The organism is Cupriavidus sp. a3 (assembly GCF_051015765.1).
Classification (GTDB): domain Bacteria; phylum Pseudomonadota; class Gammaproteobacteria; order Burkholderiales; family Burkholderiaceae; genus Cupriavidus; species Cupriavidus oxalaticus_A.
Genome location: NZ_CP170644.1, coordinates 572914 through 599592, shown reverse-complemented (window position 1 = coordinate 599592; position 26679 = coordinate 572914). Strand labels below are relative to the sequence as shown.

Annotated in this window: 22 protein-coding genes; 16 read left to right on the top strand and 6 right to left on the bottom strand. The window is 68.5% G+C overall.

Annotation, left to right across the window (positions count from 1 at the left end; genetic code table 11):
• Positions 1–23 precede the first annotated feature (23 nt).
• On the top strand, positions 24–1394 hold the full coding sequence (locus tag ACAD63_RS24670; RefSeq protein ID WP_434034488.1) for an esterase-like activity of phytase family protein: 1371 nt from the start codon (positions 24–26) through the stop codon (positions 1392–1394).
• An 81-nt stretch (positions 1395–1475) separates the two neighbouring features.
• On the opposite strand, the gene ACAD63_RS24665 is transcribed toward ACAD63_RS24670, so the two are convergent.
• Positions 1476–3017 (bottom strand): methyl-accepting chemotaxis protein, encoded by a 1542-nt coding sequence (locus ACAD63_RS24665; RefSeq protein ID WP_133094259.1) that lies wholly within the window; start codon positions 3015–3017, stop codon positions 1476–1478.
• A 277-nt stretch (positions 3018–3294) separates the two neighbouring features.
• Here ACAD63_RS24665 and ACAD63_RS24660 point away from each other — a divergent pair, with 277 nt between their 5' ends.
• Positions 3295–3726, top strand: a complete 432-nt coding sequence (locus ACAD63_RS24660) for a phasin family protein (protein WP_133094258.1) — start codon at positions 3295–3297, stop codon at positions 3724–3726.
• A 105-nt stretch (positions 3727–3831) separates the two neighbouring features.
• Here the strand turns inward: ACAD63_RS24660 and gdhA are convergent, their stop codons facing one another.
• The 5 genes from gdhA to ACAD63_RS24635 form a co-directional block, all read right to left on the bottom strand.
• Positions 3832–5175, bottom strand: a complete 1344-nt coding sequence (gdhA, locus tag ACAD63_RS24655; RefSeq protein WP_135703009.1) for an NADP-specific glutamate dehydrogenase — start codon at positions 5173–5175, stop codon at positions 3832–3834.
• A 289-nt stretch (positions 5176–5464) separates the two neighbouring features.
• Positions 5465–6220, bottom strand: a complete 756-nt coding sequence (locus tag ACAD63_RS24650; RefSeq protein ID WP_434034487.1) for a DeoR/GlpR family DNA-binding transcription regulator — start codon at positions 6218–6220, stop codon at positions 5465–5467.
• Positions 6221–6365: 145 nt separating this feature from the next.
• Positions 6366–7829 carry a phosphonoacetaldehyde dehydrogenase gene (phnY, locus tag ACAD63_RS24645; protein ID WP_135703010.1) on the bottom strand — a complete coding sequence of 488 codons (1464 nt, stop codon included), beginning with the start codon at positions 7827–7829 and terminating at the stop codon, positions 6366–6368.
• Positions 7830–7919: 90 nt separating this feature from the next.
• Positions 7920–9188: a phosphonoacetate hydrolase gene (phnA, locus tag ACAD63_RS24640; protein ID WP_135703011.1), complete on the bottom strand. Its 1269-nt coding sequence runs from the start codon at positions 9186–9188 to the stop codon at positions 7920–7922.
• Positions 9189–9235: 47 nt separating this feature from the next.
• Positions 9236–9955, bottom strand: a complete 720-nt coding sequence (locus ACAD63_RS24635) for a phosphonate utilization associated transcriptional regulator (RefSeq protein ID WP_135703012.1) — start codon at positions 9953–9955, stop codon at positions 9236–9238.
• Between the two features lie 268 nt (positions 9956–10223).
• Between ACAD63_RS24635 and ACAD63_RS24630 the strand changes: the two genes are divergently transcribed.
• The 14 genes from ACAD63_RS24630 (at position 10224) to ACAD63_RS24565 (ending at position 26676) form a co-directional block, all read left to right on the top strand.
• A complete protein-coding gene (locus ACAD63_RS24630; RefSeq protein ID WP_135703013.1) occupies positions 10224–11255 on the top strand; it encodes a putative 2-aminoethylphosphonate ABC transporter substrate-binding protein in 1032 nt (343 codons plus the stop codon).
• Between the two features lie 72 nt (positions 11256–11327).
• The gene (locus ACAD63_RS24625; protein WP_135703014.1) at positions 11328–12440 is read left to right on the top strand and encodes a putative 2-aminoethylphosphonate ABC transporter ATP-binding protein; all 1113 of its coding nucleotides are present in this window, start codon (positions 11328–11330) and stop codon (positions 12438–12440) included.
• On the top strand, positions 12431–14239 hold the full coding sequence (locus ACAD63_RS24620) for a putative 2-aminoethylphosphonate ABC transporter permease subunit (RefSeq protein ID WP_135703015.1): 1809 nt from the start codon (positions 12431–12433) through the stop codon (positions 14237–14239). Before ACAD63_RS24625 ends, ACAD63_RS24620 begins: the two co-directional genes overlap by 10 nt.
• Positions 14240–14296: 57 nt before the next feature.
• Complete coding sequence (locus ACAD63_RS24615) at positions 14297–15430, top strand: 2-aminoethylphosphonate--pyruvate transaminase (RefSeq protein WP_434034486.1); 1134 nt, start codon at positions 14297–14299, stop codon at positions 15428–15430.
• Positions 15431–15541: 111 nt separating this feature from the next.
• Positions 15542–16393 (top strand): EamA family transporter, encoded by an 852-nt coding sequence (locus ACAD63_RS24610; protein ID WP_135703017.1) that lies wholly within the window; start codon positions 15542–15544, stop codon positions 16391–16393.
• 280 nt (positions 16394–16673) lie between these two features.
• Complete coding sequence (locus ACAD63_RS24605) at positions 16674–16919, top strand: hypothetical protein (protein WP_135703018.1); 246 nt, start codon at positions 16674–16676, stop codon at positions 16917–16919.
• 3 nt (positions 16920–16922) lie between these two features.
• Positions 16923–17561: a DUF4255 domain-containing protein gene (locus ACAD63_RS24600; protein WP_133095679.1), complete on the top strand. Its 639-nt coding sequence runs from the start codon at positions 16923–16925 to the stop codon at positions 17559–17561.
• Positions 17558–18739, top strand: coding sequence for a hypothetical protein (locus ACAD63_RS24595; protein WP_135703019.1), 1182 nt, complete (start codon positions 17558–17560; stop codon positions 18737–18739). The genes ACAD63_RS24600 and ACAD63_RS24595 overlap by 4 nt, the downstream gene beginning before the upstream one ends.
• A gap of 54 nt (positions 18740–18793) precedes the next feature.
• On the top strand, positions 18794–22594 hold the full coding sequence (locus ACAD63_RS24590) for a phage tail sheath C-terminal domain-containing protein (RefSeq protein ID WP_434034485.1): 3801 nt from the start codon (positions 18794–18796) through the stop codon (positions 22592–22594).
• 33 nt (positions 22595–22627) lie between these two features.
• Positions 22628–23086: a phage tail protein gene (locus ACAD63_RS24585; RefSeq protein ID WP_133095682.1), complete on the top strand. Its 459-nt coding sequence runs from the start codon at positions 22628–22630 to the stop codon at positions 23084–23086.
• Between the two features lie 32 nt (positions 23087–23118).
• Complete coding sequence (locus ACAD63_RS24580) at positions 23119–25197, top strand: phage tail sheath family protein (RefSeq protein WP_434034484.1); 2079 nt, start codon at positions 23119–23121, stop codon at positions 25195–25197.
• The gene (locus ACAD63_RS24575) at positions 25194–25748 is read left to right on the top strand and encodes a phage tail protein (protein ID WP_133095684.1); all 555 of its coding nucleotides are present in this window, start codon (positions 25194–25196) and stop codon (positions 25746–25748) included. The genes ACAD63_RS24580 and ACAD63_RS24575 overlap by 4 nt, the downstream gene beginning before the upstream one ends.
• Positions 25745–25975: a hypothetical protein gene (locus ACAD63_RS24570; RefSeq protein ID WP_133095685.1), complete on the top strand. Its 231-nt coding sequence runs from the start codon at positions 25745–25747 to the stop codon at positions 25973–25975. Before ACAD63_RS24575 ends, ACAD63_RS24570 begins: the two co-directional genes overlap by 4 nt.
• Positions 25972–26676 (top strand): LysM peptidoglycan-binding domain-containing protein, encoded by a 705-nt coding sequence (locus ACAD63_RS24565; protein WP_434034483.1) that lies wholly within the window; start codon positions 25972–25974, stop codon positions 26674–26676. The genes ACAD63_RS24570 and ACAD63_RS24565 overlap by 4 nt, the downstream gene beginning before the upstream one ends.
• Positions 26677–26679 lie beyond the last annotated feature (3 nt).

Genomic DNA, 26679 nt, shown 5'->3' with positions numbered 1-26679 from the left:
CTCTCAACGCCAAGGAACCGATCATGTCCCGACCTTTGCCTGTCCTGCCGCTGGCCCGGCTCGCCGTGGCCGCAGCGCTGCTGGGCGCCCTGCCGGCGTGGGCCGATGCGCCCGAAGCCTTCCCCGCCACGCTCGCCGGCCATGCGGTGCTGCCCGCGCAAACCCTGCTGGCGGCGCCCAAGGACGCCCCGGCGGATTTGCAGGTCAGCGGCAAGTTCACCACCGCGCAGCGCACCGAGGCGCCGGGCACGATCGAAGGCAAGTCCAACGGCCGGCCGACCGGCGTCTCGCTGCCGTTCCGCGGCCAGCCGGCCCAGGGGCACTCCGGCATCAAGCGCATGGCCGACGGCAGCTTCTGGCTGCTGACCGACAACGGCGCGGGCGCCAAGGCCAACTCGCCTGACTTCATGCTGTACCTGAACCAGTACAAGGTGGATTTCGGCACCGGCCAGTTCCGGCGGCTGAAGACGATCTTCCTGCACGATCCGGACAAGAAGGTGCCATTCCGCATCGTCCACGAGGGCACGAAGCAGCGCTACCTGACCGGCTCGGACTTCGACACCGAGAGCTTCCAGTTCGCGGGCGGCGCCATCTGGATCGGCGACGAGTTCGGTCCGTTCCTGATCAAGGCCGACATGAGCGGCAAGGTGCTGGCGGTGTTCGAAACCATGGCCGGCGGCAAGCTGGTGCGCTCGCCCGACCATCCGGCGGTGACCACGCCCGGCGCGCCGGACGCCGGCATCAAGTTCCAGGTAAAGCGCTCGAAGGGCTTCGAGGGCATGGCATCGTCGCCCGACGGCAGCAAGCTGTATGCGCTGCTGGAAGGCGCCCTGTGGAACGAGGACGCCAGGGCCTATGAGAGCGAGGGCGGCAAGCCGTACCTGCGCGTGCTGGAATTCGACGTGAAGCAGCAGGCCTGGACCGGCCGCCACTGGAAGTACGTGCTGGAAGGCGCCAGCCACGCCATCGGTGACTTCAACATGATCGACGCCAGCCACGGCCTGATCATCGAGCGCGACAACGGCGAGGGCACGCCGGACAAGGCCTGCCCGGCGGGGCAGAAGCGGCCGGATTGCTTCGACGATGTGGCGAAGTTCAAGCGGGTCTACAAGGTCGAGCTGACCGACGCCAATGCCGGCGGACCGGTGCGCAAGGTCGGCTACATCGACATGCTGCGCATTGCCGATCCGCGCAAGCTGGCGCGCAAGCCGCTGACCGATGGCGTGCTGGCGTTCCCGTTCTTTACCATCGAGAACGTCGAGTTGGTCGATGCCACGCATATCGTGGTCGGCAACGACAACAACCTGCCCTTCAGCAGCAGCCGCGAACCGAATCGCGCGGATGACAATGAGCTGGTGTTGCTGGAGGTGGGGGAGTTTTTGAAGGCGCGGTAAGGCCAGCGCCGGGGGGGGGAGTGCTCCCCTCTCCCCCGCCCCTCTCCCAGGGGGAGAGGGGAGAAAACCAGCGGATCACCGTCAGGCCACCAGCCTGAACGTCGCCACCGCCTCCTTCAACCGCTGCGCCTGTTCCTCCAGCGAACCCGCCGCCGCAGCCGCCTCTTCCACCAGCGCCGCGTTCTGCTGCGTCACCGTGTCCATCTGCGTCACGGCCTGGTTCACCTGTTCGATCCCCGAACTCTGCTCGGCCGACGCCGCGCTGATCTCGCCCATGATGTCGGTCACGCGCTTGACCGCCGCGACGATCTCTTCCATGGTCTGGCCCGACTGCGTCACCAGCATGGAGCCCTTCTCGACGCGATCCACCGAATCCCCGATCAGCGCCTTGATCTCCTTGGCCGCGGTCGCGCTGCGCTGCGCCAGGCTGCGCACTTCGCCCGCCACCACGGCAAAGCCGCGGCCCTGCTCCCCGGCACGCGCCGCTTCCACCGCCGCGTTCAGCGCCAGGATATTGGTCTGGAAGGCAATGCCTTCGATCACGGCGATGATGTCGACCACCTTCTTCGACGCGCCGTTGATCTCTTCCATGGTCTCGGCCACCTTGCCCGCGACTGCGCCGCCCTTCTCGGCGATATCCGAGGCATTGACCGCCAGCGTGCTCGCCTGGCGCGCATTGTCCGCGTTCTGGCGCACAATGCTGGTCAGTTCTTCCATGCTGGCCGCGGTCTGCTGCAGCGACGAAGCCTGCTCCTCGGTGCGCTGCGACAGGTCGGTGTTGCCGGCCGCGATCTGGCTGGTGCCCGACACGATCGACTCGGTGCCCGCGCGCACCTGGCGCACGATGCGCAGGATATTGGCGTTCATGTCGGCCAATGCCTGCAGCAGCTGGCCGGTCTCGTCGCGGCTGTCGACGTCGATGCGGCTGGTGAGGTCGCCGGAAGCCACGGTGCGGGCCACCGCCACGGCGCGGTGCAGCGGGCGCGTGATGCCGCTGGTCAGCCACACCGAGAATGCGATGCCGATCGCCAGCACCACCACGCCCAGCCCGATCAGGCTGTTGCGCGCGTTGACGTAGATATCGTTGATCTCGCGCGCGGTGGCGTCGATGCTGGTGCGCTGGATGTCGAGCAGCTTCTGGATCTCGGCCAGGTAGGCGTCGCCGGCGGGGACGAATTCCTTCTCCAGCACCTGGTTGGCCTCTTCGGTCAGGCCTTCCTGCTTGAGTTTGGTGATCTTGTCGCGGCCGTTGTTATACGGGTCGCGCACGCTCAGGATCTTCTGGAACGCTGCCTTTTCCTGCTCGGAGCTGAGCATCGGCTGCAGCTTGTCGCGCAGCTGCGCGATGCCTTCGATCGACGCCTTGGTCTCGGCGGCAAAGAACTGGCCCAGCGAAGGGTCGGCGCTGCGCGCCACCGCGGTGGTGCGGCGCACGCTGGTGTGCATGAGCCGGTACCAGTCGCTGACCAGCCGCTCCTTGGTCAGCGGCTGCTGCATCATCGCGTGGGTGCGCTCTGCCACCTGCTGCAGGCGCATCATGCCGAATACCGTCATGAGCGCCGACAGCAGCAATACCACCCCAAAACCGATGCCGAGGCGGACCCCGATTCCTAGATTTTTCATGTCTTCTACCTGATTAGGACTGGTTACGGCGAAGTGCCGGCGCCCGGTGGGCGCTGCGTTCTCCGCTCTTGTCGTCCGCGGGCGGGCCCGACGGGCCGGCGCAGGCGCGGGCTATGGATGCCAACGGCATGGGGGACCGAAACTTTAACTTTAGGGTCTTCCTCGATTGACGGCTAGAAGTGTGCGGATTCCGGCTATAGTGGAGTGAAATCCGGCGCAGGGCCGTCCCGCGGCCCGCTCCACCCCTGCTCACACTTCCCCCACCAGGAGATCCAGCATGGCCACGCCTCCCAATCCTTTTGCCGATTTCACCAAGCTGATGGAACAGTTCCGCGTGCCGGGCCTCGACATGAACGCCGTGATCGAGGCGCGCCGCAAGGATATCGAGGCCCTGACCGAGGCCAACAAGCTGGCCTACGAGGGCATGCAGGCCGTGATGCAAAAGCAGCAGGAAATCTTCATGCAGACCATGCAGCAACTGCAGGCCGCGGCGCAGCAGTACGGCACCACGGGCAATCCGGCCGAGGCCATGGCCAAGCATGGCGAGCTGGTGCAGCAGGCGCTGCAGCGGGCGTTCGAAAACATGCGCGAGCTGGCCGAGACCGCGCAGAAGGCGCAGGCCGAGGCGCTGACCGTGATCGGCAAGCGCGCCGAGCAGAACGTCAAGGAGGCCGGCGCACTGTTCCAGCAGCCCGGGAAAAAGGGCTAGCGGCCGGCCCTGGTATCGGACGGCCCACTATCCCGGAGCCTGGCTCCGGTGGGCCTCCGTCGTGCCGACGGCCGGCATTGCACCGGCCGCGTCCGGGTCAGATCGTCAGATCACCCCTTGCGCCAGCATGGCATCCGCCACCTTGACGAAGCCGGCAATGTTCGCCCCTTCCACGTAGTTGATATACCCACCCGCCTTCTGCCCGTGGTGGATGCAGTTCTGGTGGATGTCCTTCATGATCGCGTGCAGCTTCTCGTCGACCTCGGCGTGGTGCCACGACAGGCGCATCGCGTTCTGCGACATCTCCAGGCCGGAGGTCGCCACGCCGCCGGCGTTGCTGGCCTTGCCCGGCGCGTAGAGGATCTTCGCGTCGACGAAGCGGTCCACCGCTTCCAGCGTCGACGGCATGTTGGCGCCTTCGGCCACGCAGATCACGCCGTTGCCGAGCAGGGTTTCGGCATCGTTGCCGTCGAGCTCGTTCTGCGTTGCGCACGGCAGCGCGACGTCGGCGGGCACGTGCCACGGGGTGCGGCCGGCTTCGAAGCGCATGCCGTGGCGGTCGGCAAAGTCGAGCAGGCGGCCGCGCTCTTCGTTCTTGAAGGCCATGACTTCGGCCAGCTGCGCCGTGGTCATGCCTTGCGGGTAGTGCAGCACACCGCCGGAGTCTGACAGGGTCAGCACCTTGGCGCCCAGCTCGATCGCCTTCTCGGCAGCGTATTGCGCCACGTTGCCCGAGCCGGAGATCAGCACGCGCAGGCCGTCGAACTCGCGGCCGCGGCGGTGCAGCATCTCCTGGGCGAAGTAGACGGTGCCGTAGCCGGTCGCTTCCGGGCGCATCAGGCTGCCGCCGTAGGCCAGGCCCTTGCCGGTAAAGACGCAGGCGGACTGGTTCGACAGCTTCTTCATCATGCCGGCCATGAAGCCGACTTCACGCGCGCCCACGCCGATGTCGCCGGCCGGGATATCGGTGTCGGGGCCGAGGTGGCGGTACAGCTCGGTCACCAGCGCCTGGCAGAAGCGCATCACTTCGCCGTCGGACTTGCCCTTGGGATCGAAGTCCGAGCCGCCCTTGCCGCCGCCCATGGGCAGCGTGGTGAGCGCGTTCTTGAAGGTCTGCTCGAAGCCCAGGAACTTCAGCACCGACAGGTTCACGGTCGGGTGGAAGCGCATGCCGCCCTTGTACGGGCCGATCGCCGAGCTGTGCTGGACGCGGAAGGCGCGGTTGACCTGCACCTGGTTGCGGTCATCGGTCCAGGCCACGCGGAACTGGATCACGCGCTCGGGCTCGACCAGGCGCTCGAGCAGGGCCTGGTCGGCGTAGCGCGGATTGCGCTCGACGAACGGCCAGAGCGTCATCATCACTTCCTTCACGGCCTGGAGGAATTCAGGTTGATTGGGGTCGCGGCGGGCGACCCCCGCCAGGAATGCGTCGAGGGAAGGAACGTTCACGATGTCTCTGCTGTGCTGGTGCTGTGTCTGGTCTGACGGCCCTGCCGGCTGGTGCCGGTCTCTGGAGCCGTTTGGCGTTGCGCCGGGGGGAAGGTGGGTGGCCTCCAATTGTCCGGACATTGACGGCATGCCGTGCCTGTCTGGCAACCCGAAACTGTAGCACCAGCATGGGGCATGTGGCAGTCAAAACACCTGTGACTGCCACGTGAAGGCTACATTTTGGTGCGAACAGCGGGGCTTTTCGTTCGATCAGCGCACAGATGCGATCGAAAAACGACTTGCCGCGCGGCTAGGCAATCAGCAGCTTGGCGCCGCGCTCCTTCAGCGCCGCCCCGATTTCCGGCTCGGGCGCCATGTCCGTGATCAGCCAGGCAGCCAGGTTGAAGTGCTTGATCGTCACGCCGGTGTTGCGGCCGAACTTGGTGTAGTCGGCTACCACGCATGGGGTGTCGGCAGCCATCAGCATGCGGCTGCGCAGTTCGGCCGCGGCGCGCGAGAAGTCGCAGATCTCGCCGCGGGGCGTGACGCCGCCGATGCCGATAAAGGCAAAGTCGGTGTGGTAGCGCGACAGCTGCTCGATGGTGTCCCAGCCGTGGGTCGCGTCTTCATTGTCCTGCAGCTCGCCACCAAGCACGATCACGCGGTTGCCGTTGCGCCGGCCCAGCAGCTGGGCGATGGCAAGGTCGTTGGTGTAGACCAGCAGGTTGTGGTGGCCGTGCAGCGCCTGCGCCACCGCATGGGTGGTGGTGCCATAGTCCAGGATCAGCGATGCACCGTCGCGCACCAGTTCCGCGGCGCGCACGCCGATGGCGCGCTTGCCTTCGGCATTGACCGCGGCGCGGGCCTGGGTGTCGGGCTCGGTGCGGTCCGAGGCCAGCGCGCCGCCGTGGGTCAGCACCAGCAGGCCGCGGCCGGCGAGCGTGTTCAGGTCGCGCCGGATGGTCTCGCGCGAGACGTCGAGCTCGGCCACCAGCTCGCTGATGGCCAGGGCGCCGGTGGCGGAGAGCTGGTCGAGGATGTATTTCTGCCGTTGTTCGGCGAGCACGGGGACTCCGGGAGCGTGTTTAGCTGAGCGGTGATTCTAGCGCGGGTGTGATTGGCATGGTGGCAGCCAATTACCGCGGACCTGCTCGCTCTCCCGCTTGCGTGAGAGCGAGCAGACCGGCGGTCGAATCAACGCGCTTGATACTTCACGCCCACGGCAACGTCACCGTCTTTAAATTGGTAAAGCTCTTGGCCGCTTCCTGCACGCCTTCCTTGTAGCCCAGCCCCGAATCCTTGATGCCGCCGAAAGGCGTCAGCTCGATGCGGTAGCCCGGCACTTCCCACAGGTTCACCGTGCCGACATGCAGCGAGTTGGCGATCTTCGTGAACGCCTCGATATCGTTGGTGCAGACCCCCGACGACAGGCCGAACGCCGTGCCGTTGGAAATCCGGATCGCATCATTGATATCGCGGAAGGTGATGATGGGCGATACCGGCCCGAAGGTTTCCTCGCGCACCACCGTCATCGCCGGGTCGACGCGGTCGATCACCGTCGGCGCGTAGCTGGCGCCGATGCGCTGGTTGCCGGCCAGCAGCCGCGCGCCCTGCGCCACCGCCTCGTTGACGCGCGCCTCGAACAGCATGGCGGCCTCTTCGTCGATCACCGTGCCCATGTCGACGCCACGGTCCATCGGGTTGCCATACGTCCACGCGCGGGTCTTCTCCACCACCATTTCGGTGAAGCGCGCCGCGACCGCCTGGTGCACCAGCATGCGCTTGACCGCGGTGCAGCGCTGGCCCGAGTTCTTGTACGAGCCCTGCACCGCGAGGTCGGAGGCGCGCTCGAGGTCGGCGTCGGCCAGCACGATCAGCGGATCGTTGCCGCCCAGCTCCAGCACCACGCGCTTGTAGCCGGCCTTGCTGGCGATGTACTTGCCGATGGCCACGCCGCCGGTGAAAGTGACGAGGTCGACGGCCGGATGGGTGATCAGCTCATCGGCGATCTCGCGCGGGTCGCCGGTGACCACCTGCAGCATCTGCGGCGGCAGCCCGGCCTCGTACAGCAGGTCGGCAAGGTAGTACGCCGACAGCGGCACCTTTTCCGACGGCTTCAGCACCATGCGGTTGTTGGTCGCAATCGACGGCGCCACCTTGTGCGCCACCTGGTTCATCGGGTGGTTGAACGGCGTGATGGCGCAGATCACGCCGAGCAGCGGCTCGCGCTGGGTCAGCACGCGGCGCTTCTTGCCGTGCGGGGTCAGGTCGCAGGAGAACAGCTGGCCGTCGTCGCGCAGCGCCTCGGTGGCGGCGAAGCCGAGCACGTCGGCCACGCGGCCGATCTCGTACAGCGAGTCCTTCTTGGACAGGCCGGACTCCAGCGTGATCAGGTCCGACGCTTCCTCGGTGCGCTCGCGCAGCAGCGCGGCGGCGCGGTTCAGGATGGCGGCGCGCTCGTAGCGGGTCAGCTTGGAACGGTACGCCTGCGCCACGCCGAAGGCGCGGCGCACGTCGTCGAGCGTGGCCTTGGGCACGGTGCCCACCAGCGTGCCGTCATACGGGTTGCGCACCTCGATCACGCGCTCGCGCACGATCTTCTGGCCATCGATGCGCAGCGCCTCCGCGCGGAAGTGCGGGCTGACGGTGCCTGCAGGGAAATGGGGGGCATTCATGGGATTTCTCCGGTCAGTACGGGAGCAACGGCCCGCTGCGGGCCGCGGTGCAGCTCTCAGTGCAGCTCTCGGTGCAGGTTCAGTGCAGGTTCAGTGCAGGTGATTGAGCGCCACGTCGAAGATGTCGAAATTGCGCATCACGGTCTTGCCCGGGATGCCGGCCGTCGGACGGTTGAACACCAGCGGCACGGTCTGCTCCGAGACGCCGCCGTGCGAGCGCAGCGGCGCATCGAGCCCGGACAGGTCGTGGCGGCTGCGGCTGGTGCCCAGCACCACGTGCTTGTCGCTAGTCACCACCAGGTCGCCCACGCGGTCGGACGGCAACTCGAAGCGCGCGCAGGCTTCGGTGTTGTCGAGCACGCTTTCCACGCCCGGCAGGTCGGACAGCCGGGCCTTGAGCGCGTCGCGGTCGGCGCCTTCGGGCAGGTAGACGGTGGCGTACGAGCCGAGCGCGCCGTGGTGGACCACATAGGGATCCGTGATCGGCAGGATCACGCGCGCCCCGCCCTCGTCAACGCCGCGGCCAAGCCATGCATCCAGATGGTCCTGCAGGTAGATCACGTTGGGCGCCTTGGTGGCATCGTCGTGCTTGGCGTTCATGCCGTGGTCGGCCGTCAGCGCCACCACGCAGCCGAGTTCATCCAGGCGCGCGAGGTACTTGTCCATCATCGCGTAGAAGGCGTTGGCGCCGTCCGAGCCGGGTGCGAACTTGTGCTGGATGTAGTCGGTGGTGGACAGGTACATCAGGTCGGGGCGGCGCGTTTCCATCAGCCGCACGCCGGCGGCAAAGACAAACTCGGACAGCTCGGCGCTGTAGACATCGGGCACCGGCATGCCGACCAGTTCCAGCACGCCGTCGATGCCGTTCTCCGCCACCGTGGCCTGGTCGGCCTTCTCGGACGAAAAGCAGATGCCGCGCATGCCGTGGCCGAGCAGGCGGCGCAGCTTGTCCTTGGCGGTCACCACCGCGACGCTGGCGCCGGCGCCGGCAAACGCGGCCAGGATGGTGCCCGCGCGCAGGTACTTGGGGTCGTTCATCATCACTTCCTCGCCGCGGCCGTCATTGGCGCTGCGGTCGAAGAAATAGTTGCCGCAGATGCCGTGCACCGCGGGCGGCGCGCCGGTGACGATGGAAAGGTTGTTCGGGTTGGTGAAGGTGGGCACCACGCAAGCGCCGCGGAACGACGAGCCGCTGGCGAGCAGTTGCTTGACGTAAGGCGCGCTGCCGCTGGCGGCTGCGGCCTCAAGGTAGTCGAACTCGCAGCCGTCGACGCAGACCACCACGACGGGCTGCTGCATCCAGCGGTAGCAGCGCTGGTTGACGGTAATGGTGCGGGCGGGAACGTTGGTATCGGGCATGGTGGCGGTCCGGTGTGCGAGTGTTTGGGAATCGATGGTTGTGGTCGTCAGTCGGCCGCACCGGTGCCGGCGGTACCGGCGGTATCGGGATCGACAGCGGCATGCATGCGCGCGCGTCCGCGCTCGACGTGCTCGCGCATCAGCCGCGCCGCCAGCTCGCCGTCGCGCGCGGCGATGGCCGAGACGATGGCGCGGTGCTCGCGGGTGGAATCGGGCATGGCCGCGTTGCTGCCCGACAGCGCCTCGCGCCGGAACAGCGTCAGCTCCTTGACCAGGCGCCGGTAGGTGTCGAGCAGCTTGCCGTTGCCGGCCAGCTCGACCATGCGGTCGTGGAAGGCAAAGTTCAGGCGCGCGTATTCGTCCAGGTCGCGGGCAGCGCTGGCGGCGCCCAGCGCCTCGACCAGCGCGCGCAGTTCGCGCAAGCCTTCCGCCGTGATGCGGGCCGCCAGTTGCCGGCCGACGAATTCATCGAGCACCGCGCGAAGTTCATAGATCTCGTCGGCTTCCCGCACCGAGATGGCACGCACGAACACGCCGCGGTTCTTTTCGGTGCGCAGCAGGCCGGCCTGCTCCAGCGCGCGGAACGCTTCACGCACCGGGCCGCGCGAAACGTTGAGCTGGCCCGCGACTTCGACCTCGTTGAGCTTGGCTCCCGGCGGCAGTTCGCCGGACATGATCCGCAGCTCCAGTTCGCGCTGGACCAGCGTGGTCAGCGACTGGCTCTGCAGGATGGTGATTTCGCTCGCCAGCGGGACTTGGCGTGACATGAAAAACTCCCGTTTGTGACGGATTCAGCAATATCGAAAATCCTTGTTGCGATTAAAGCAAGCGGTTTGTATATTGTCAACAATCAAGACATCGGTGGCACCAACAGGGTGACGCAAAAGCTGGAAATAGCTGGGCACATGTCTTGCGAGTGTTGTAGAACAAGGGTTTCAAGGTGATACATGGCTGTGCAACGCCGCGCCACACGTTGCAACATATTCACCAAAATGACACATATCTCCACCTACAATGCCGGAAAACGGAGGCCTCATGAAACTGTCCATCAAGTCCGCCCTGCACACCGCCGCCGCCCTGCTCGCACTGGGCGCCGCCAGCACCGCGCTGGCGCAGAAAACCACCCTGACCGTCTACACCGCGTGGGAAATCGAAACGCTGAAGCCATACGCCGAAGGCTTCGCCAAGGTCGCGCCCGACATCGAGCTGAAGTACGTGCGCGACTCCACCGGCGTCATCACTGCCAAGGCACTCGCTGAAAAGGCCAATCCGCAAGCGGACGTGATCGCCGGCCTGGCCGCATCCAGCCTGGAGCTACTCAAGCAGGAAGGCATGCTGATGCCCTACGCCCCCAAGGGCTTCGAAAAACTGACGCGCCATTACAGCGACCAGGCCACGCCGCCGTCGTGGGTGGGCCTCGATGTGTGGGGCGCGACGGTCTGCTTCAACACGATCGAAGCCAGGAAGCGCAACCTGCCCCGCCCGGAAAGCTGGAAGGACCTGGCCAAGCCGGTCTACAAGGGCGCCATCGTGATGCCCAGCCCGGCGTCGTCCGGCACCGGCTTCCTCGACGTGACCGCATGGCTGCAGCTGTTCGGCGAGCAGGAGGGATGGAAGTACATGGACGCGCTGCACGAGAACATCGCCCAGTACACGCACAGCGGCTCCAAGCCGTGCAAGCAGGCGGGCGCGGGCGAGTTCCCGATCGGCATCTCGTTCGAGCTGCGCGCGCACAAGACGCTGGCCTCGGGCGCGCCGATCGAGATGATCTTCCCGAAGGAAGGGCTGGGCTATGACATCGAGGCCGCCGGCATCGTCAAGGGGACCAAGAAGCAGGAGGCCGCGCAGCGCTACCTGGACTGGCTGGCGAGCAAGGAAGCGGCGCAGCTGTTCGCCAGGGACTGGGCCATCGTGACCTACCCGGGTGTGGCCCGGAAGGTCGAGACCATCCCTGCGAACTACGAGCAGATGCTGGTCAAGAATGATTTCAGCTACATCGCCAAGAACCGCGAGCGCGTGCTGAACGAATGGCAGAAGCGGTACGCCGGCAAGTCGGAAAAGCAGTAATCCGGGAACGCCTGGGCCCGGCGCGCGAGCGCCGGACTACTGCCACGACAACATCGCCGAGGATCCCACGCCATGCATTCCCCAACCTCCACGGCTGAGACCTATCTCAGCCTGAAAGGCATCCACAAGCGCTTCGGCAGCGGCGCCAGCCCTTTTGTCGCGCTGCATCACATCGACCTGGACGTGCGCCAGGGCGAGCTGCTGTGCTTCCTCGGCCCGTCCGGCTGCGGCAAGACCACGCTGCTGCGCATCATCGCCGGACTGGAATCGCAGAACGCCGGCACCATCCACCAGGGCGGGCGCGACATCTCCACGCTGCCGCCGATGGAGCGCGACTACGGCATCGTGTTCCAGTCGTATGCGCTGTTTCCCAACCTGACCGTGGCGGACAACGTCGCCTACGGCCTGGTCAACCGGCGCATGCCGCGCGACCAGCGCCGCGCGCGCGTCGATGAACTGCTGACGCTGGTGAGCCTGCCCGACCGCGGCAGCCAGTACCCCGCGCAGCTCTCCGGCGGCCAGCAGCAGCGCGTGGCGATCGCGCGTGCGCTCGCCACCTCGCCCGGCCTGCTGCTGCTGGACGAACCCCTGTCCGCGCTCGACGCACGCGTGCGCGTGCGGCTGCGCAGCGAGATCCGCGCGCTGCAGCAGCGCCTGAACATCACCACCATCCTGGTCACGCACGACCAGGAAGAGGCGCTGTCGATGGCGGACCGCATCGTGGTCATGAACCAGGGCGTGATCGAGCAGGTCGGCACGCCGGCGCAGGTCTACCAGCGACCGGCCACGCCCTTTGCGGCGGACTTCGTCGGCAAGACCAACATGCTGGGCGCGCGCGTGGGCAGCGACGGCGCGCTGCATCTTGGCGGCGTGCGCATGCACTGCCACGCACCGGCCGGCTGCGGCGCGGAGGAAGCGGTGCAGGTGTTCTTCCGGCCGGAAGACGTCTGCGTACGCGGCGTCGAGCAGCACGGGCCCAATGTGCTGGAGGCCACCGTAGACAAGATCGAGTTCCTGGGCGCGTTCTCGCGCCTGACGCTGCGACTGCCCGATGCCGCGTCGGGCACGCTGTGCGCCGACCTCTCGCTGAATGACCTGCACGAACTGCGCCCGAATACCGGCGACCGCCTGCGCCTGGCCATCCCCGCCGACCGCCTTCGTATCTTCCGCCACGCATGCGCCTGAGCCTCTCGACGGCGCCGGCCACTGCGCCGGCTACCGATACCGCCCCGGGCGCCGTGCCGGCCGGGATTTCCAGTCCCGGCACGAGGCCTTCCCTGCCGGCGCCACCCGCGTTCGTTGCCACCTCGGTGCGTGCGCACTGGAGCGACCGGCTCGCGCACCTGCTGCTGGCACTGGCCGCAGTCGCCCTGCTCTGCTTCGTGCTGGCTCCGATCGCGATGATCCTGGCCAAGAGCGTGCAGAACCGCGACGGCTCGCTGGCGGGGATCGCACATTTCCGCGCCTACTTCGAATCGCCGGCGCTGCTGCGCTCGGTGTGGAACAGCCTGTGGGTCTCGGCGCTGGCCACCTGCATCACCGTGCCGCTGGCCTTTACCTTTGCCTACGCGCTGACGCGCAGCCGCATTGCCTGCAAGGGGCTGCTGCGCAACCTGGCGCTGATCCCGCTGCTGGCACCGTCGCTGCTGGCAGCCATTTCCTTTATCTTCTGGTTCGGCAACCAGGGGTTGCTCAAGCCGTGGATGGGCAGCACGCAGATCTACGGGCCGCTGGGGATCGTCGCCTCGCTGGTGTTCGCCACGTTTCCGCATGCGCTGATGATCCTGGTCACGGCGCTGTCGCTGACCGACGCGCGGCTGTACGAGGCGGCCGACGCGCTGGGCACCTCGACCGTGCGCAAGTTCTTCACCATCACCGTGCCGGGCGCGCGCTATGGGCTGGTCAGCGCGGCGATGGTGGTGTTCACCTATGCGATCTCCGACTTCGGCATCCCCAAGGTGATCGGCGGCAACTTCCATATGCTGGCCACCGATATCTACAAGCTGGTGATCGGCATGCAGGACTTCTCGCAGGGCGCGGTGGTGTCGCTGATGCTGCTGGTGCCGGTGGCGGTCACCTACTGCGTCGACGCGCGCGTGCAGAAGCGCCAGATGGCGCTGATGTCGGCCCGCTCGGTGCCCTACGTGCCGCGCCGCAGCCGCCGCTTCGACCTCGCCATGGCATCGTTCTGCTGGCTGATGGCGGCGCTGATGGTGGCGGTGATGGGCATGGCGATCTATGCGTCCTTCGTCAAGCTGTGGCCGTACAACTTCTCGCTGTCGCTGAACCACTACCGCGTCGGGCTGGTCGAGGGCGGCGTGGTCGATTCCTACCTGAACAGCGTGCGCATGGCCGCGCTGGCCGCGGTGATCGGCCCGGTGTTTATCTTCGCCACCGCCTACCTGCTGGAGAAGACGCGCGGGCTGGACTGGCTGCGCGGCTTCGTGCGGCTGATGGCGGTGCTGCCGATGGGCGTGCCGGGACTGGTGCTGGGGCTGGGCTACATCTTCTTCTTCGTGCCGCAGGCCAACCCGCTGCATGGCCTGTACCAGACGCTGGGCATCCTGGTGCTGGTGACGATCGTGCACTACTACGCGTCGTGCCACCTGACCGCGGTGACCGCGCTCAAGCAGCTCGACAGCGAGTTCGAGGCCGTGTCCGCATCGCTGAAGGTGCCCTTCTACAAGACCTTCTTCAAAGTCACTGTGCCGGCCTGCCTGCCCGCCATCCTGGAGATCTCGCGCTACCTGTTCATCAACGCCATGACCACGGTGTCGGCGGTGGTGTTCCTCTACGGCGCCGACACCAAGCTGGCCTCGGTCGAGATCGTCAACCTGGACGAGTCCGGCGACATCGGCCCGGCGGCGGCCATGGCCACGCTGGTGGTGGTGACCTCCGCGCTGGCCTGCCTGCTCTATTACCTGCTGCAACGCGTGCTCGACCGCAAGACCCAGGCATGGCGCCAGGGCCAGGCAAGCGACTGAACTCTTCCAATACGCAATTTCTCCTTCCCCAATCTCCTTCACAACGAGGAGTTCCCAATGATCCGCGGCAACGACCCGATCCTTCTGACCCCCGGCCCACTCACCACCTCGCTCGCGACCAGGCAGGCCATGCTGCGCGACTGGGGATCGTGGGATGCCAGCTTCAACAGCATCACGCGCAGCCTGTGCGATGACCTCGTGCGCATCGTCCACGGCGAAGGCACCCATGTGTGCGTGCCGATGCAGGGCAGCGGCACCTTTTCCGTGGAAGCCGCCATTGCCAACGTGGTGCCCCGCGACGGCAAGGTACTGGTGCCGCAGAACGGGGCGTACTGCCAGCGCATCCTGAAGATCTGCAAGGTGCTGGGCCGCGCCGGCGTGGAACTGCCGCTCCCCGAAGACCAGCCGGCCACGGCCGCGCTGATCGAGCAGGCGCTCGCACGCGACCCGTCGATCACGCACGTGGCGCAGGTGCATTGCGAGACCGGCGCCGGCGTGCTGAACCCGCTGCCGGAGATTGCAGCGCTGTGCCAGCGGCTTGGCAAGGGACTGATCGTCGATGCGATGAGTTCGTTCGGCGCGATCGAGATCGACGCGCGCACCATGCCGTTCGATGCGCTGGTGGCTGCCACCGGCAAGTGCATCGAGGGCGTGCCGGGCATGGGGTTCGTGCTGGTGCGCAAGGATGTGCTGGAAGCCAGCCAGGGCAACAGCCATTCGCTGGCGCTCGATCTGTACGACCAGTACGTCTACATGCAGAAGACCACGCAGTGGCGCTTCACGCCGCCCACGCACGTGGTGGCGGCGTTCCGCGCGGCGCTGGACCAGTTCCTGGAAGAAGGCGGGCAGCCAGTGCGCGGGGCGCGCTATCGCAAGAATTGCGATGCGTTGATCCGAGGCATGGGCGAGCTCGGCTTCCGGCCGTTCCTGCCTGCGGCGGTGCAGGCGCCGATCATCGTCACCTTCCATGCGCCGGCGGATGCGCGCTATGACTTCAAGACGTTCTATGGCAAGGTGCGCGAGCGCGGGTACATCCTGTATCCGGGCAAGCTGACGCAGGTGGAGACGTTCCGGGTTGGCTGCATTGGCGCGATCGACGACAACGAAATGCGCAATGTGGTGACGGCGGTTGGCGAGGTGCTGCGAGAAATGGGGATTGACATGCAGGCACCGCTGGCGCAGGCGGCATGATCGGCTTTACCTCCCAACGCTAGCAGCAGGCTCCCCTCTCCCGGCCCCTCTCCCGCGCGCGGGAGAGGGGCCGGGAGAGGGGAGCAAACCCCGGGTCCAGACACACTTCCGATGCCCCTCCCCACCGACTTCCACGGCGTCGCCTTTGCCGCCGTGATGCTGTCCGCGCTGATGCACGCGTCCTGGAACGCCATCGTCAAGATCGGCGGCGACCGCCTGTCGTCGATGGCGCTGATCGACACCTTCTGCCTGCTGGTGGCGATTCCCTTCCTGTTCCTCGTACCCATGCCAGCGCCGCAGGCCTGGCCCTTCCTGCTGGCCACGGTGGCGCTGGAAGTGGTATACAAGCTGGCGCTGGTGGCCGCCTACAACCGTGGCGACTTCAGCCAGGCCTATCCGCTGATGCGCGGCTCGGCGCCGATGATGGTGGCGGTCCTGTTGTTGCTGACCGGCACCGAGCGGCTCGGCCCCGGCGGCTATGCCGGCATCGCCCTGATTTGCTGCGGCCTGGTCAGCCTGGTGCGCTGGCGCCGGCAGTCGCCGGACCTGCTCGGCTTTGCGCTGCTGGCCGGCGCGTGCCTGGCCGGTGGGACCGTGATCGACGGCACGGCGGTCAAGCGCTACGGCGAAGTCTTCACCTACATCGTCTGGCTGCAGGCGATGTCGCACATCTTCATGCCCGCCTACGCGCTGAACCGGCGCGGCAGCGCACTACTGACGCTGCTGCGCGCGGAATGGAAGCGCGCCTGGATCGGCGGCATCAACCGCGTGGGCTCGTACGCGCTGATGCTGTGGGCGATGACGCTGGCGCCGGTGACCAAGCTGGCGGCGCTGCGTGAATCGAGCGTGATCTTTGCCGCGCTACTGGGTCATTTCCTGCTGCGCGAACCGTTCGATCGCCGGCGGCTGATCGCGACCGGGCTGGTGCTGGCCGGCATCCTGACGCTGCAGCTGGCACGCTAGACGCCACACGCGGGCGGGGTGGGCGCCCCGCGCCGCGCCCGGGCCATTCGCACCCCACCCCGCCTTCGGCGCAACCCGCTGTTTTTCCACGAAAGCCGCCGCGTCCGCCGGGTCCGCGGCGCCCCACCCCCGCTCCCTCCTCCCCCGCCGTGCCGCCGGTTGCAAGGCCTGGCCGGCCTGGCCCGCTTGTTGCACATTGGGTTGGCCAACCCGCCCCACCCGCGACAGCCACGATATGGTCGACAGCTCGGTCTCAGGCCTTGACCCCAGTGCAGCCGCCGTGGCGCTGCAGGTGGTCCGGTATGTGCGCCGCAATCCGCGGGCCGCCGATACCTGCAACGGCATTGCCCGCTGGTGGCTGCCGGCCGGCGCGCAGGCCGACCCTGCGGTGGTACTGCGGGCGCTGGAGGCGCTTGTGCGGGACGGGATGCTGCAGGCGAGGCGCTTGCCCTCGGGAGACTTCCTCTACAGCGCCGCCGCCGCTTTCGGCAACGGCAACGACAGCGCGCCGCGCAACGGGAACTGAGCGATGAAGACAGCGATACGCGATGCCTGCCAGAGCCTGCGCCGCCATATCGAGCAGGCGCTGCGCGACGACCCGGACTTGTCGCCGTACTTCGATCCGGCCGACCCGATGCCGGACGCGATCGGCACCATGATCGTCTCGCTGGACACGCCGCAAGAGCTGGAAGAGCGCGATCGCGAAGGCCTGTCGCTGTGGCTCTACCTGGTCCAGCGCGAGGAATTCACGCTCAACCGCCCGCCCCGGCGCAGCGCCGCCGACCGCATCGAACATCGCCCGCTGCCGCTGCGCCTGCATTTCCTGGTCACGCCCCAGGTCGCGGATGAGCGCGAAGACGCCACCGACCTCGAGCACCTGATCCTGGGCAAGATCCTGCAGCTTTTCCACGACGACGCCAGCCTGAGCGGCGCGCGCCTGGCCGGCACGCTGGCCGGCTCCGGGCTGGAGTTCTTCGTGCGGCTGGAGCCGCTGTCGCTGGAGGAGATCACGCGCGTCTGGGACGCGCTCGACAAGCCCTACCAGCTTTGCGTGTCGTTCGAGATGAGCATCGTGCCGATCGCCTCGGGCCACGATCCGGAGCGGGTCACGCCGGTGGACTCGGTGCTGTCCGAACACGGCATCGCCAGCGTGCAGGAGCCGGCATGATGGACTGCCGCCCGGAAACCATCGGCGCCGCCACCTGGCACCTTTGCCCCGACCCGCTGCAGCCGGCGGGCGCAAGATTGCGCGCACTGGTACAGGCGCGGCTGATCGATGAGATCACGCAGCGGCCGGTGCAGGCCAGCCGGGTCGGCACGACCGACCGGCGCCTGGCCTTGCACGTGGCCCAGCGCATCACGCGCGATGGCCTGGCGGGTCTCGCCGGCTGGCCGGCCAGCGTCTTCCCGGCCCTGGCATCTGGCGCTGCCGCGATACCAATGCGGATCGAAGCCCACGGCTACCTGCCACTCGACCTCGACGGCACGCTCGGCCCGTTCCCCGCCTTCCCCGGCGACTTCACGGCGCTGGACCACGGCGATGTCTTCCTGCACCGGACCGGGGTCGCCTGCAAAGGCCGCGTCGTGCGGCGCGACACGGCGGCCAACTTGCCCCTGCCCGGCGCGACGGTGGAGATCGACGGCGTATGGCCGACCTATCCGCCCGCTGGCGTGATGCCTGCCGCGGTGATGGAACCGGCCAACCTGGTAGCGCTGTCGCCTGGGCTTTACCGCAGCCATGCGGTGGCCGCACTGGCGCGCTGCGACCTGGTCGAAGACCTGCCGCAGGCCAAGCGCCTGCTCCAGCCCGCCGCGCCGGGCGCGCGCCGGCTGCGGCTGGACAACCGCGACACACTGGCGCCCGGCATGCCGCTGGTGATCGACGCCGGCGATGCCGAACGCCGGGAAGTGATCGGCATCCATGCGGTCGATACCAGCCTGTCCGCCGACCAGCCGGCCTGGGTTGAACTCGACTACCCGCTCAGGCACCTGCACCGGCGCCAGGCGCAGGCAGTGCCCGCCAGCATCCCCGCCACGCACGACCCGCGCAACCTGTCGCGCGCGGCGCAGGCGGGCGACCCGTGCGCCTTCCTGGCGGCGGCCGCGCCGTGGCCGGCGTTGTCGCTGGTGCAGGTCGACGACGGCGCCAACCCGCCCGAATACCAGCGCATCGAGCACTACGCCACCGCCGCCGACGCCGACGGCTATTTCCGCCTGCCGCGCATCTCGCGGCTGGCCCTGTTCCGGCTGCGCGCCACGCACCCCGCGCCGCCGCAACCGCTGCTGCTGACCATCGAGCCCGACTACGGGCTGGCCGAGCAGGTCCTGCCGGTGGCTTTCGAATGACGCGAATGAACTACGCCCTCCTGTTCCGTCCCGCAACCGCATAGGGGAACCAATATGCCCGAATATCTCGCACCCGGCGTCTACGTCGAGGAAACCCAGGCGAGCAACAAGCCGATCGAGGGGGTCAGCACCAGCACCACCGGGCTGGTCGGCGTGACCGAGCGCGGCCCGCTGAACGTGCCGCAGCTGGTCACCAGCTTCGGCGAGTTCCAGCGGCTGTTCGGCGGCATGCTGCCAGCGGACGAGTTCACCGGGCCGGGCGCACGCGTGCACAGCTACCTGCCGCATGCGGTCGAGGGCTTTTTCCTCAACGGCGGCAAGCGCGCCTGGGTCACGCGCGTGCTGCCGGAGCAGGCCGAGCGCGCGCGGCGCGACATGTTCCACCTCGACCTGGCCAATGCGGCCATCGGCGGCAGCGTACTGCTGCGCCCGGCACTGCAGGACACCGGCACGGCCATCAACCTGCCGCGGCTGTACGTGCTCGATCCCGGCAACTTCGGCGTCGGCGACTGGGTGCGCGTAGGCGACGGCAGCCGCGCCGACTACCGCCAGGTGCAGGCGCTGGGTGCGGCGCCGGCCCATACCGCGCTGACGCTGCCGCTGTATTTCTCGCACGCGGCCGGCGCGCCGACGCGCGATATCGCCGTCACCGTGAACGCCACGCTCAGCCCCTTCACGCTGCGCGACGACACCCGCGCCGGCGCCACCGAAGTGGTGCTCAGCGGCACCGCCGCGCTGATCACCACACTGCTGCCGCTGACGCACCAGCTGCTGCAGGTCGATGGTGCCGAGTACGTGTTTGCCGCCGCGGTGGTCGGGCTAAGTACGACCGAGGCCCGCGTGCTGCTGGAAACCCCGCTGCGGCTGCCGCATGCGCGCGGCGCGCAGGTCGACGGCCTCGACATCCCGGCCGGCGCCAGCGTCAACCTGGACGTGGCGGCCAGCGCCGGCGGCCTGCTGCTGTTCGGGCCCGGCTTCAGCACCGCGGGCAACCTGGTGGTGGTCGGCGTGGGCAGCGCGCAGGAAGAAGTGCAGCGCGTCGGCACGCTGGCGCAGCTGCCGCTGGACGTGCCCGCCTACGCGCCTTACCCGGCCGGCACCATCGGCCAGCTGGTCACGCTGGACGACGACGCGCGCACGGTCGTGGACCTGCCGACCAATGTGGTGGTGCCGCTCGATACCGTGGCCGGCATGAGCGCCGGCATGACCTTCACCTTCGGCGCCAACAACCAGGTGGTGGCGGCGGTCAACCCGGCCCTAGGCCTGGTGCGCCTGGCCGCGCCGCTGCCAGGCCCGGCGCTGACCGCCGGCGATGCCGTGCAGGTGGGCGCGATAGCGGCCAGCGTGGTGGCCTATCCGACCGAACGCGTGGTGCCGCTCGACAGCGTCAACGGCGTCGAGACCGGCATGACCTTCGACAATGCCGGCGATACCGCGCTGGTTGCGACCGTGCTGCCCGACCTGCGCGCGGTGGTGCTGGCGACCGCGCTGGCGGCAGCGCCTGCCGCCGGCACCGCGGTCACGGTCGGCGGCAATGCCAATACGGCGCAGTCCCTGCTGCGCCCCGACGTGATCCCGCTGGACGATGTCGACGGCTTGGCGCCCGGCATGTCGATCACCATCGGCGCCGATACCGGCACCATCAGCGCCGTCAACACCACAGTGGGCGCGGTCGCGCTTCAGGCCCCGCTGCCCGCGGCGCCCGCCGCAGGCGCCACCGCCAGCTTCGCGCTGCGCCACACCACCCAGGCCGCCGGCGCCGGCGCCGCGACGCTGGCGCTGGACAACCGCCTCGGCCTCGATGCCGGCGACGTGCTGCGCATCGGTGCATCTCCGGACGAGGAATACGTGACCATCGCGCGCATGCTGGGCGAGCGCGGCGTCTCGCCCGACGCCGGCGTGGTCCAGCTGGCGCACCCGCTGAGCGGGGGCCATGCCAGCGGCGTCGAGGTCGCGCGCCAGGACGTGGTGGTCGACACCACGCGCCAGCCGGCCACGCTGGTGCTGTCGCCCGCCGACGGCAGCGATCAATTGCTGGTTGGCGACGGCACCACCTATGGTGCGGTGCTGCCGGAAGTGGTCCGCTTCACCACCGCGGACGGCATTGCCTACTTCCACCGCCTCGACGGCGCCGCGGCCAATGCCAGCCCGCTGGAGATCGAACTGGACGACCGCCTCGACTTCAGCCACGCCGCGGGCGCGGTGGTGGCCGAGCGCAACCGGCTGTTCGCGGTGCAGGCGCTGGACGCCGGCGGCTGGGGCGACCGGCTGATGGTCGCCGCGGCGGACGAGGCCAGCAGCCTCGCGGCCAACGCCAATGTGCTGGCCGCCAACCCGCCGCCGGGGCCGGGCATGTTCTCGTCGCTGCAGCTGGCCACGCTGACCGGCATCGAGCCCGGCACCATCCTGGAGCTGCTCGCACCCGACGGCGCGCCGGTGGCCGGCGCCCCGCTGCTGAAGGCGCGCGCGGTAGACCGCGCCAGCCGGCTGGTGCTGCTGGACCCGCCCGGGCTGCAGGCAGCACATATGAACGCCGTCAACAACGCGCTGATGGCCGGCCTCAACGCCCGTGTGCGCTCGCGCGAGTGGAGCCTGACGGTGCTGCTGCGCCAGCGCCCCGACCCCGCCGTACCCACGCGCAACGACAACCTGCTGGACCAGGAGAGCTTCCGCCAGCTGTCGATGGACCCGCGCCACAGCCGCTATTTCGAGCGCGTGATCGGCGCCACCTTCACGCCGGGAGCGCCCGCCGACGACGCCGGCAACCCGCTGCGGCGCTGGGACCGGCGCTCCGAAGGGGCGTCGCAATATATTCGCGTGCTGGACCTGGAGCCGGTGATCGCCAACCGCACCGCGATCCGGCTCGGGCCGGAGGCCTTGCTGGACGTGCTGCCTTCCGGCCTGGTGCGCCCCGCGCGCCTGCCGCTGTCCGGCGGCAGCGATGCCGTGCCGCTGATGGGTGATCCCATGTACGCCGGCACCGACAACAACGAGCCCGACCTGCGCACCGGCCTGCAGGCACTGAAAAACCCGCAGAACATCTCGCTGGTCGCGATTCCCGGCCAGACCACCGCGGCCCTGCAGCAGGCGCTGATCGACCAGTGCGAGGCGATGCGCTACCGCTTCGCCGTGCTCGACGGCCCGCCGCCCGACAACGACACGCTGGCCGACGTGCAGGACCTGCGCAGCCGCTACGACTCGCGCTATGCCGCGGTCTACCACCCGTGGCTGACCATTCCCGACCCGTTCCCGCAGAGCCTGGCCAACCTGCGGCAGGTGCCGATTCCCCCGTCCGGACACATGCTCGGCATCTATGCCCGCGTGGACAACGAGCGCGGGGTGCACAAGGCGCCGGCCAATGAAGTCGTGCGCGGCATCAGCGGGCTGACGCGCTACTTCAGCAAGGGCGAGCAGGACATCCTCAACCCGTATCCGGCCAATATCAACGTGGTGCGCGACTTCCGGCCCAACAACCGCGGCCTGCGCGTGTGGGGCGCGCGCTGCATCACCTCCGAGAGCGAGTTCAAGTACCTGAACGTGCGCCGCCTGCTGATCTTCCTGGAAGACTCGATCGACCGCGGCATGCAGTGGGTGGTGTTCGAGCCCAACGCCGAAGAGCTGTGGGCGCGCGTGCGGCGCAGCATCACCAACTTCCTGACCACGGTGTGGCGCAACGGCGCGCTGGAAGGCACCACGCCCGAGCAAGGCTTCTTCGTCAAGTGCGACCGCACCACCATGACCCGCGACGACATCGACAACGGGCGCCTGATCGTGGTGATCGGGGTGGCGCCGGTCAAGCCGGCCGAGTACGTGATCATCCGCATCGGACTGTGGACGGCCGACGCGGAGCAATAAGCGAACAATGAGCGAAAGCCGAGGAGCAAGGCCATGGCTGCCACCGACATCCGCATCGATCCCTTCCCGGTCTTCAACTTCCGCGTCGAGCTGGACGGACTGATCGTGGCCTCGTTCAGCGAGGTCAGCGGCCTGACCGCCGACGGCGACGCGATCGACTACCGCGAGGGCAAGGACCCCACCAACAACGTGCGCAAGCTGCAGGGGCTGCGCAAGTACACGCCGCTGATGTTCAAGCGCGGCTACGTGCAGGACGACACGCTGTGGCAGTGGTACCGCCATATCGCCGACGGCGCCAACGAGCGCCGCAACGGCAGCGTGATCCTGATGAACGAGGCCCACCGCGACGTGCTGAGCTGGAATTTCGTCAACGCGTGGATCAACAAGATCGAGGGGCCCAGCCTGACCGCCACCGGCAACCAGGTGGCCGTGGAAAGCATGGAGCTGCACCACGAGGGCCTGACCATCGAGATCATCAGCACCGCGCCCTGAACGGAACCGCAACCCCAGCACCGGAGACCGCCATGCGCCACGGCATGCCCGCCGTCAGCATCGAACGGACCGACGCCGCCAGCGACGGGCCGGTGGTGCTGCGCACCGACATCGCCGCGTTTATCGGGCTGGCCGAGCGCGGCCCGCTCGATACGCCGGTGGCAGTGGAATCGTGGCGGCAGTTCCAGGCGCACTTCGGGCGCCCGTTCGGCAGCGCCTACCTGGCGTGGGCGGTGCGCGGCTTCTTCGACAACGACGGCCTGCGCTGCTGGGTCGTGCGCGTGGCCGCGCGGCAGTTTGGCGACGATGGCAACGAGGCCGCGCCGGGCGGCGGCGCACGCAGCGCCGGCGTGCTGCTGGCGGACACCGCGGGCGTGCCGCGCTGGCGGCTGTCGGCCACCTCTCCCGGCAGCTGGGGCAACGAACTCAGCATAGCGTGGCGCCGCGAGCGGCCGCTGACGCAGCGCGCCTTGTCGGCCGACAGCACCAGTGCACGGCTGGCCGCCGTGGCCGGCTTTGCGCCCGGTGAGCTGGTGCGGCTGGCGCAGCCGGCGGCGAGCGCGCATCGCGTGCTGGTGCATGTCGACGCAGCGGCGGGCAAGCTCTACTGGGTCCATCCCGATCCGCGCCAGCGCGGCGCCGACCAGCTCGCCTGGAGCGCGCTGGACCCTGCCCAGCCGCTCATGGTGGAGCGTGTCGCCTACACGCTCGACGTCTGGCGGCGCGACGCCTTTGCCGCGCAATACCGCGACCTGCACCCGTCGCCGCGGCACCCGCGCTACTTCGGCACCGTGCTGGCGCCGGCATATGGCAGCGGGGCCGAACGGCTGCGCCTGCCGCCGGTGAATCCCGGCGCCCTGCCCGTGCCGCCCGGACTGGTCGAGATTGCTGGCCTTGCCCCCGCGCTGCCGCCCCTGCCCCTGGCGGCGGCGTCCGGCGAGCGGCTGCCGCTTGCGTCCGGCGCCGACGGCCTGGCCGCGCTGACCGCCAGCGACTTCCTCGGAGAGCCGTACTCGCCGCGCGACAGCGACTTCGCCCGACTACGCAAGGCGCGCGGCCTGCAGGCGCTGGCGGAGATCGACGAAATCTCGCTGGTGGCCGCGCCCGACATCCTGATCCGGCCGCAGCCGGACCCCGACTACGAGCCGCTGCCGCCTGATGCCGCCAATCCCTGCCTCGCCTGCCCGCCGCCCGCGCCGCCGCGCCGCGTGCACCAGCCGCGCGCCGTCGCCGAGCTGCCGCCGGTCTTTGCCGAGCCCGACATCCTGCGCGTGCAGACCGCGCTGATCGCCGACTGCGACGCGCGTGGCGACCGCTTTGCCGTGCTGTCCGCGCCGTTCGAGCGCGCCACCAGCCGCGCCCGCGGCATCCGCGCGCTGGCCGAATGGCGCCGCATGCTGGTCGAGCAGCAGCCCGCCCGCGCCGCCGCGCTGTACGCGCCGTGGCTGGCGGTGGCCGAGAACGACGGCGCCGCGCCACCCGTTGCCGGCAGCGTCGCCGGCGTCAGGATCGTGCCTGCCTGCGGCCACGTTGCCGGTGCCATCGCCAGTACCGACCTGGCGCTCGGCGTGATGCGCGCGCCGGCCAATGTGCCGGTGCAGCGCGTGGTCGACGTGCACAGCGCGGTCAACGATGCCCAGCATGGCGAACTCAACGATGCCGGCGTCAACGTGCTGCGCGCCGAATTCGGCCGCGCGCCGATGCTGCTGGGCGCGCGCACCGTCAGCGACGAACCGGAATGGCGCTATGTCAGCACCGTGCGCATGCTGATCGCGCTCAGGCGGGCCTGCGACATCGCGCTGCGCTGGGCCGTGTTCGAGCCCAACGACGCGCCCACGCGCGCCGCCGTGGCCACCACGCTGATCGCCATCCTGACGCTGTTCTGGCAGCGCGGCGCCTTTGCCGGCGCCACCGCGGCGGAATCGTTCTTCGTGCGCTGCCAGGAGGATCCCACCGAAGACACCACCAACGCCGACGCGCGCGAGCACGGCCAGCTGATCGCGCTGGTCGGCATCGCGCCGGTGGCGCCGGCCGAGTTCATCGTGCTGCGCGTGGGCAGGCAGGACAACCTGCCGGTGTTTTCGCTGTTCGAACGCAAGGAGTTCGCATGAGCCTCGCCACCCGCCGCGACCCGCTGCTCGGCTTCAACTTCCTGGTCACGCTGTATGACTCGACCGCTTCCACCGGTTCGGCGGTGACACGGATCGCCCTGTCGCCGCTGATGCCCGCGCCGGTGGCCGGCTTCAGCGAATGCAGCGGACTGGAGATGACGATGGAAACCGACGACTACATGGAGGGCGGTCTCAACGGCACCGTGCTCAAGTTCCCAAAGCGCATCCGCAACACCGAGATCGTGCTGCGCCACGGCGTGACCAGGAGCACCGAGCTGTTCGACTGGTTCTACGCCTTCACGGCGGGCGCCGGCAAGCGCAAGGACGGCCTGATCACGCTGTGCGACGCGCGCCACAAGCCGCACACGGTATGGGGCTTCCGCCGCGGCCTGCCGACCAGGTACAGCGGGCCGCAACTCAATGCCCAGCAGAGCGCGGTGGCGGTCGAAGCCGTCACCATCACCCACGAAGGCCTCTACCAGCTGGGCGGCGCGGCCGCGCTGGCCGGCGCCATCGGCGAGGCCGCCGGAGCCATCGGGAGCCTGTTTTGAGCGACGTCATCATCGAAAGCGTGGTCAGCCGCGTGCGCATCGTCGACGGTGCCGGCGGGTTGTCCGAGCAGACCGTGCGCAGCATCGTCGCGGCGATCCTGCCCGCGGTACAGCAGATGCTGGCGCATCAGCGCCAGGTGTCCAGCGAGACTTCGACCGGCAATGGATACCTCGACTGGATGGAAGGCGAGACCGGTTCCGGCGGACCTGACGGAGCAACGCCATGACGATACCGGCCAAGGGCAAGTTCAAGGTGCGGGTGGGGCCCAAGCCTTCCGACACCATCAGCTACCCGGTGCAGTTCAACCCCACCGAGCTGCAGTTCGACAAGCAGGTGCAGATGGCGGAGATCGGCATTCCCGGGCTGGATGCGCCATTGCAGCAGTTCGTGCGCGGCAATGCCGAGAAGCTGACGCTGGAGCTGTTCTGCGACAGCACCGACAAGGGCATGGGCATCGGCGCGCAGTCGGTGACGAAAGAAGCCGACAAGTACTACCAGCTGGTCAAGATGATCCCGGCGCTGCATGCGCCGCCGGTGGTCACCTTCATCTGGAACGACCAGTTTCCCGGCAACGAGGTCGGCAAGGCCTGGGGCGGCAGCCAGCGGCGCACCAGCTTCACCGGCGTGGCCGAGAGCGTGCGCAGCCGCTTCACGTTGTTCAGCCCCGAAGGCATCCCGCTGCGCGCCACGGTCAACCTGGTGTTGCGCGAGTGGCGCCCGATCGAGCAGCAGCTCGGCAAGCAGAACCCGAGCTCGCCCGACCGCAGCCACGCCCACGTGCTGCGCCGTGGCGACACCCTCAGCGCGGTCGCGGGCGACTACTACGAGCGCGCCGGCGAGTGGCGCGCCATTGCCGACGAGAACGGCATCGAGGACCCGCGCCGGCTGGCGGCGGGATTGCGGCTGACGGTGCCGTCGATCCGCTAGGGG

Excerpts from the sequence above, each read along its gene's own strand:
- ACAD63_RS24665 (WP_133094259.1), bottom strand. The coding sequence starts at position 3,017 with ATGAAAAATCTAGGAATCGGGGTCCGCCTCGGCATCGGTTTTGGGGTG.
- ACAD63_RS24635 (WP_135703012.1), bottom strand. The coding sequence starts at position 9,955 with ATGTCACGCCAAGTCCCGCTGGCGAGCGAAATCACCATCCTGCAGAGC.
- ACAD63_RS24625 (WP_135703014.1), top strand. The coding sequence starts at position 11,328 with ATGCATTCCCCAACCTCCACGGCTGAGACCTATCTCAGCCTGAAAGGC.
- ACAD63_RS24585 (WP_133095682.1), top strand. The coding sequence starts at position 22,628 with ATGGCTGCCACCGACATCCGCATCGATCCCTTCCCGGTCTTCAACTTC.
- ACAD63_RS24610 (WP_135703017.1), top strand. The coding sequence starts at position 15,542 with ATGCCCCTCCCCACCGACTTCCACGGCGTCGCCTTTGCCGCCGTGATG.
- ACAD63_RS24590 (WP_434034485.1), top strand. The coding sequence starts at position 18,794 with ATGCCCGAATATCTCGCACCCGGCGTCTACGTCGAGGAAACCCAGGCG.
- ACAD63_RS24565 (WP_434034483.1), top strand. The coding sequence starts at position 25,972 with ATGACGATACCGGCCAAGGGCAAGTTCAAGGTGCGGGTGGGGCCCAAG.
- phnY (WP_135703010.1), bottom strand. The coding sequence starts at position 7,829 with ATGAATGCCCCCCATTTCCCTGCAGGCACCGTCAGCCCGCACTTCCGC.
- ACAD63_RS24600 (WP_133095679.1), top strand. The coding sequence starts at position 16,923 with ATGAAGACAGCGATACGCGATGCCTGCCAGAGCCTGCGCCGCCATATC.
- ACAD63_RS24580 (WP_434034484.1), top strand. The coding sequence starts at position 23,119 with ATGCGCCACGGCATGCCCGCCGTCAGCATCGAACGGACCGACGCCGCC.
- ACAD63_RS24620 (WP_135703015.1), top strand. The coding sequence starts at position 12,431 with ATGCGCCTGAGCCTCTCGACGGCGCCGGCCACTGCGCCGGCTACCGAT.
- ACAD63_RS24615 (WP_434034486.1), top strand. The coding sequence starts at position 14,297 with ATGATCCGCGGCAACGACCCGATCCTTCTGACCCCCGGCCCACTCACC.
- ACAD63_RS24575 (WP_133095684.1), top strand. The coding sequence starts at position 25,194 with ATGAGCCTCGCCACCCGCCGCGACCCGCTGCTCGGCTTCAACTTCCTG.
- ACAD63_RS24670 (WP_434034488.1), top strand. The coding sequence starts at position 24 with ATGTCCCGACCTTTGCCTGTCCTGCCGCTGGCCCGGCTCGCCGTGGCC.
- phnA (WP_135703011.1), bottom strand. The coding sequence starts at position 9,188 with ATGCCCGATACCAACGTTCCCGCCCGCACCATTACCGTCAACCAGCGC.
- ACAD63_RS24630 (WP_135703013.1), top strand. The coding sequence starts at position 10,224 with ATGAAACTGTCCATCAAGTCCGCCCTGCACACCGCCGCCGCCCTGCTC.
- ACAD63_RS24660 (WP_133094258.1), top strand. The coding sequence starts at position 3,295 with ATGGCCACGCCTCCCAATCCTTTTGCCGATTTCACCAAGCTGATGGAA.
- ACAD63_RS24595 (WP_135703019.1), top strand. The coding sequence starts at position 17,558 with ATGATGGACTGCCGCCCGGAAACCATCGGCGCCGCCACCTGGCACCTT.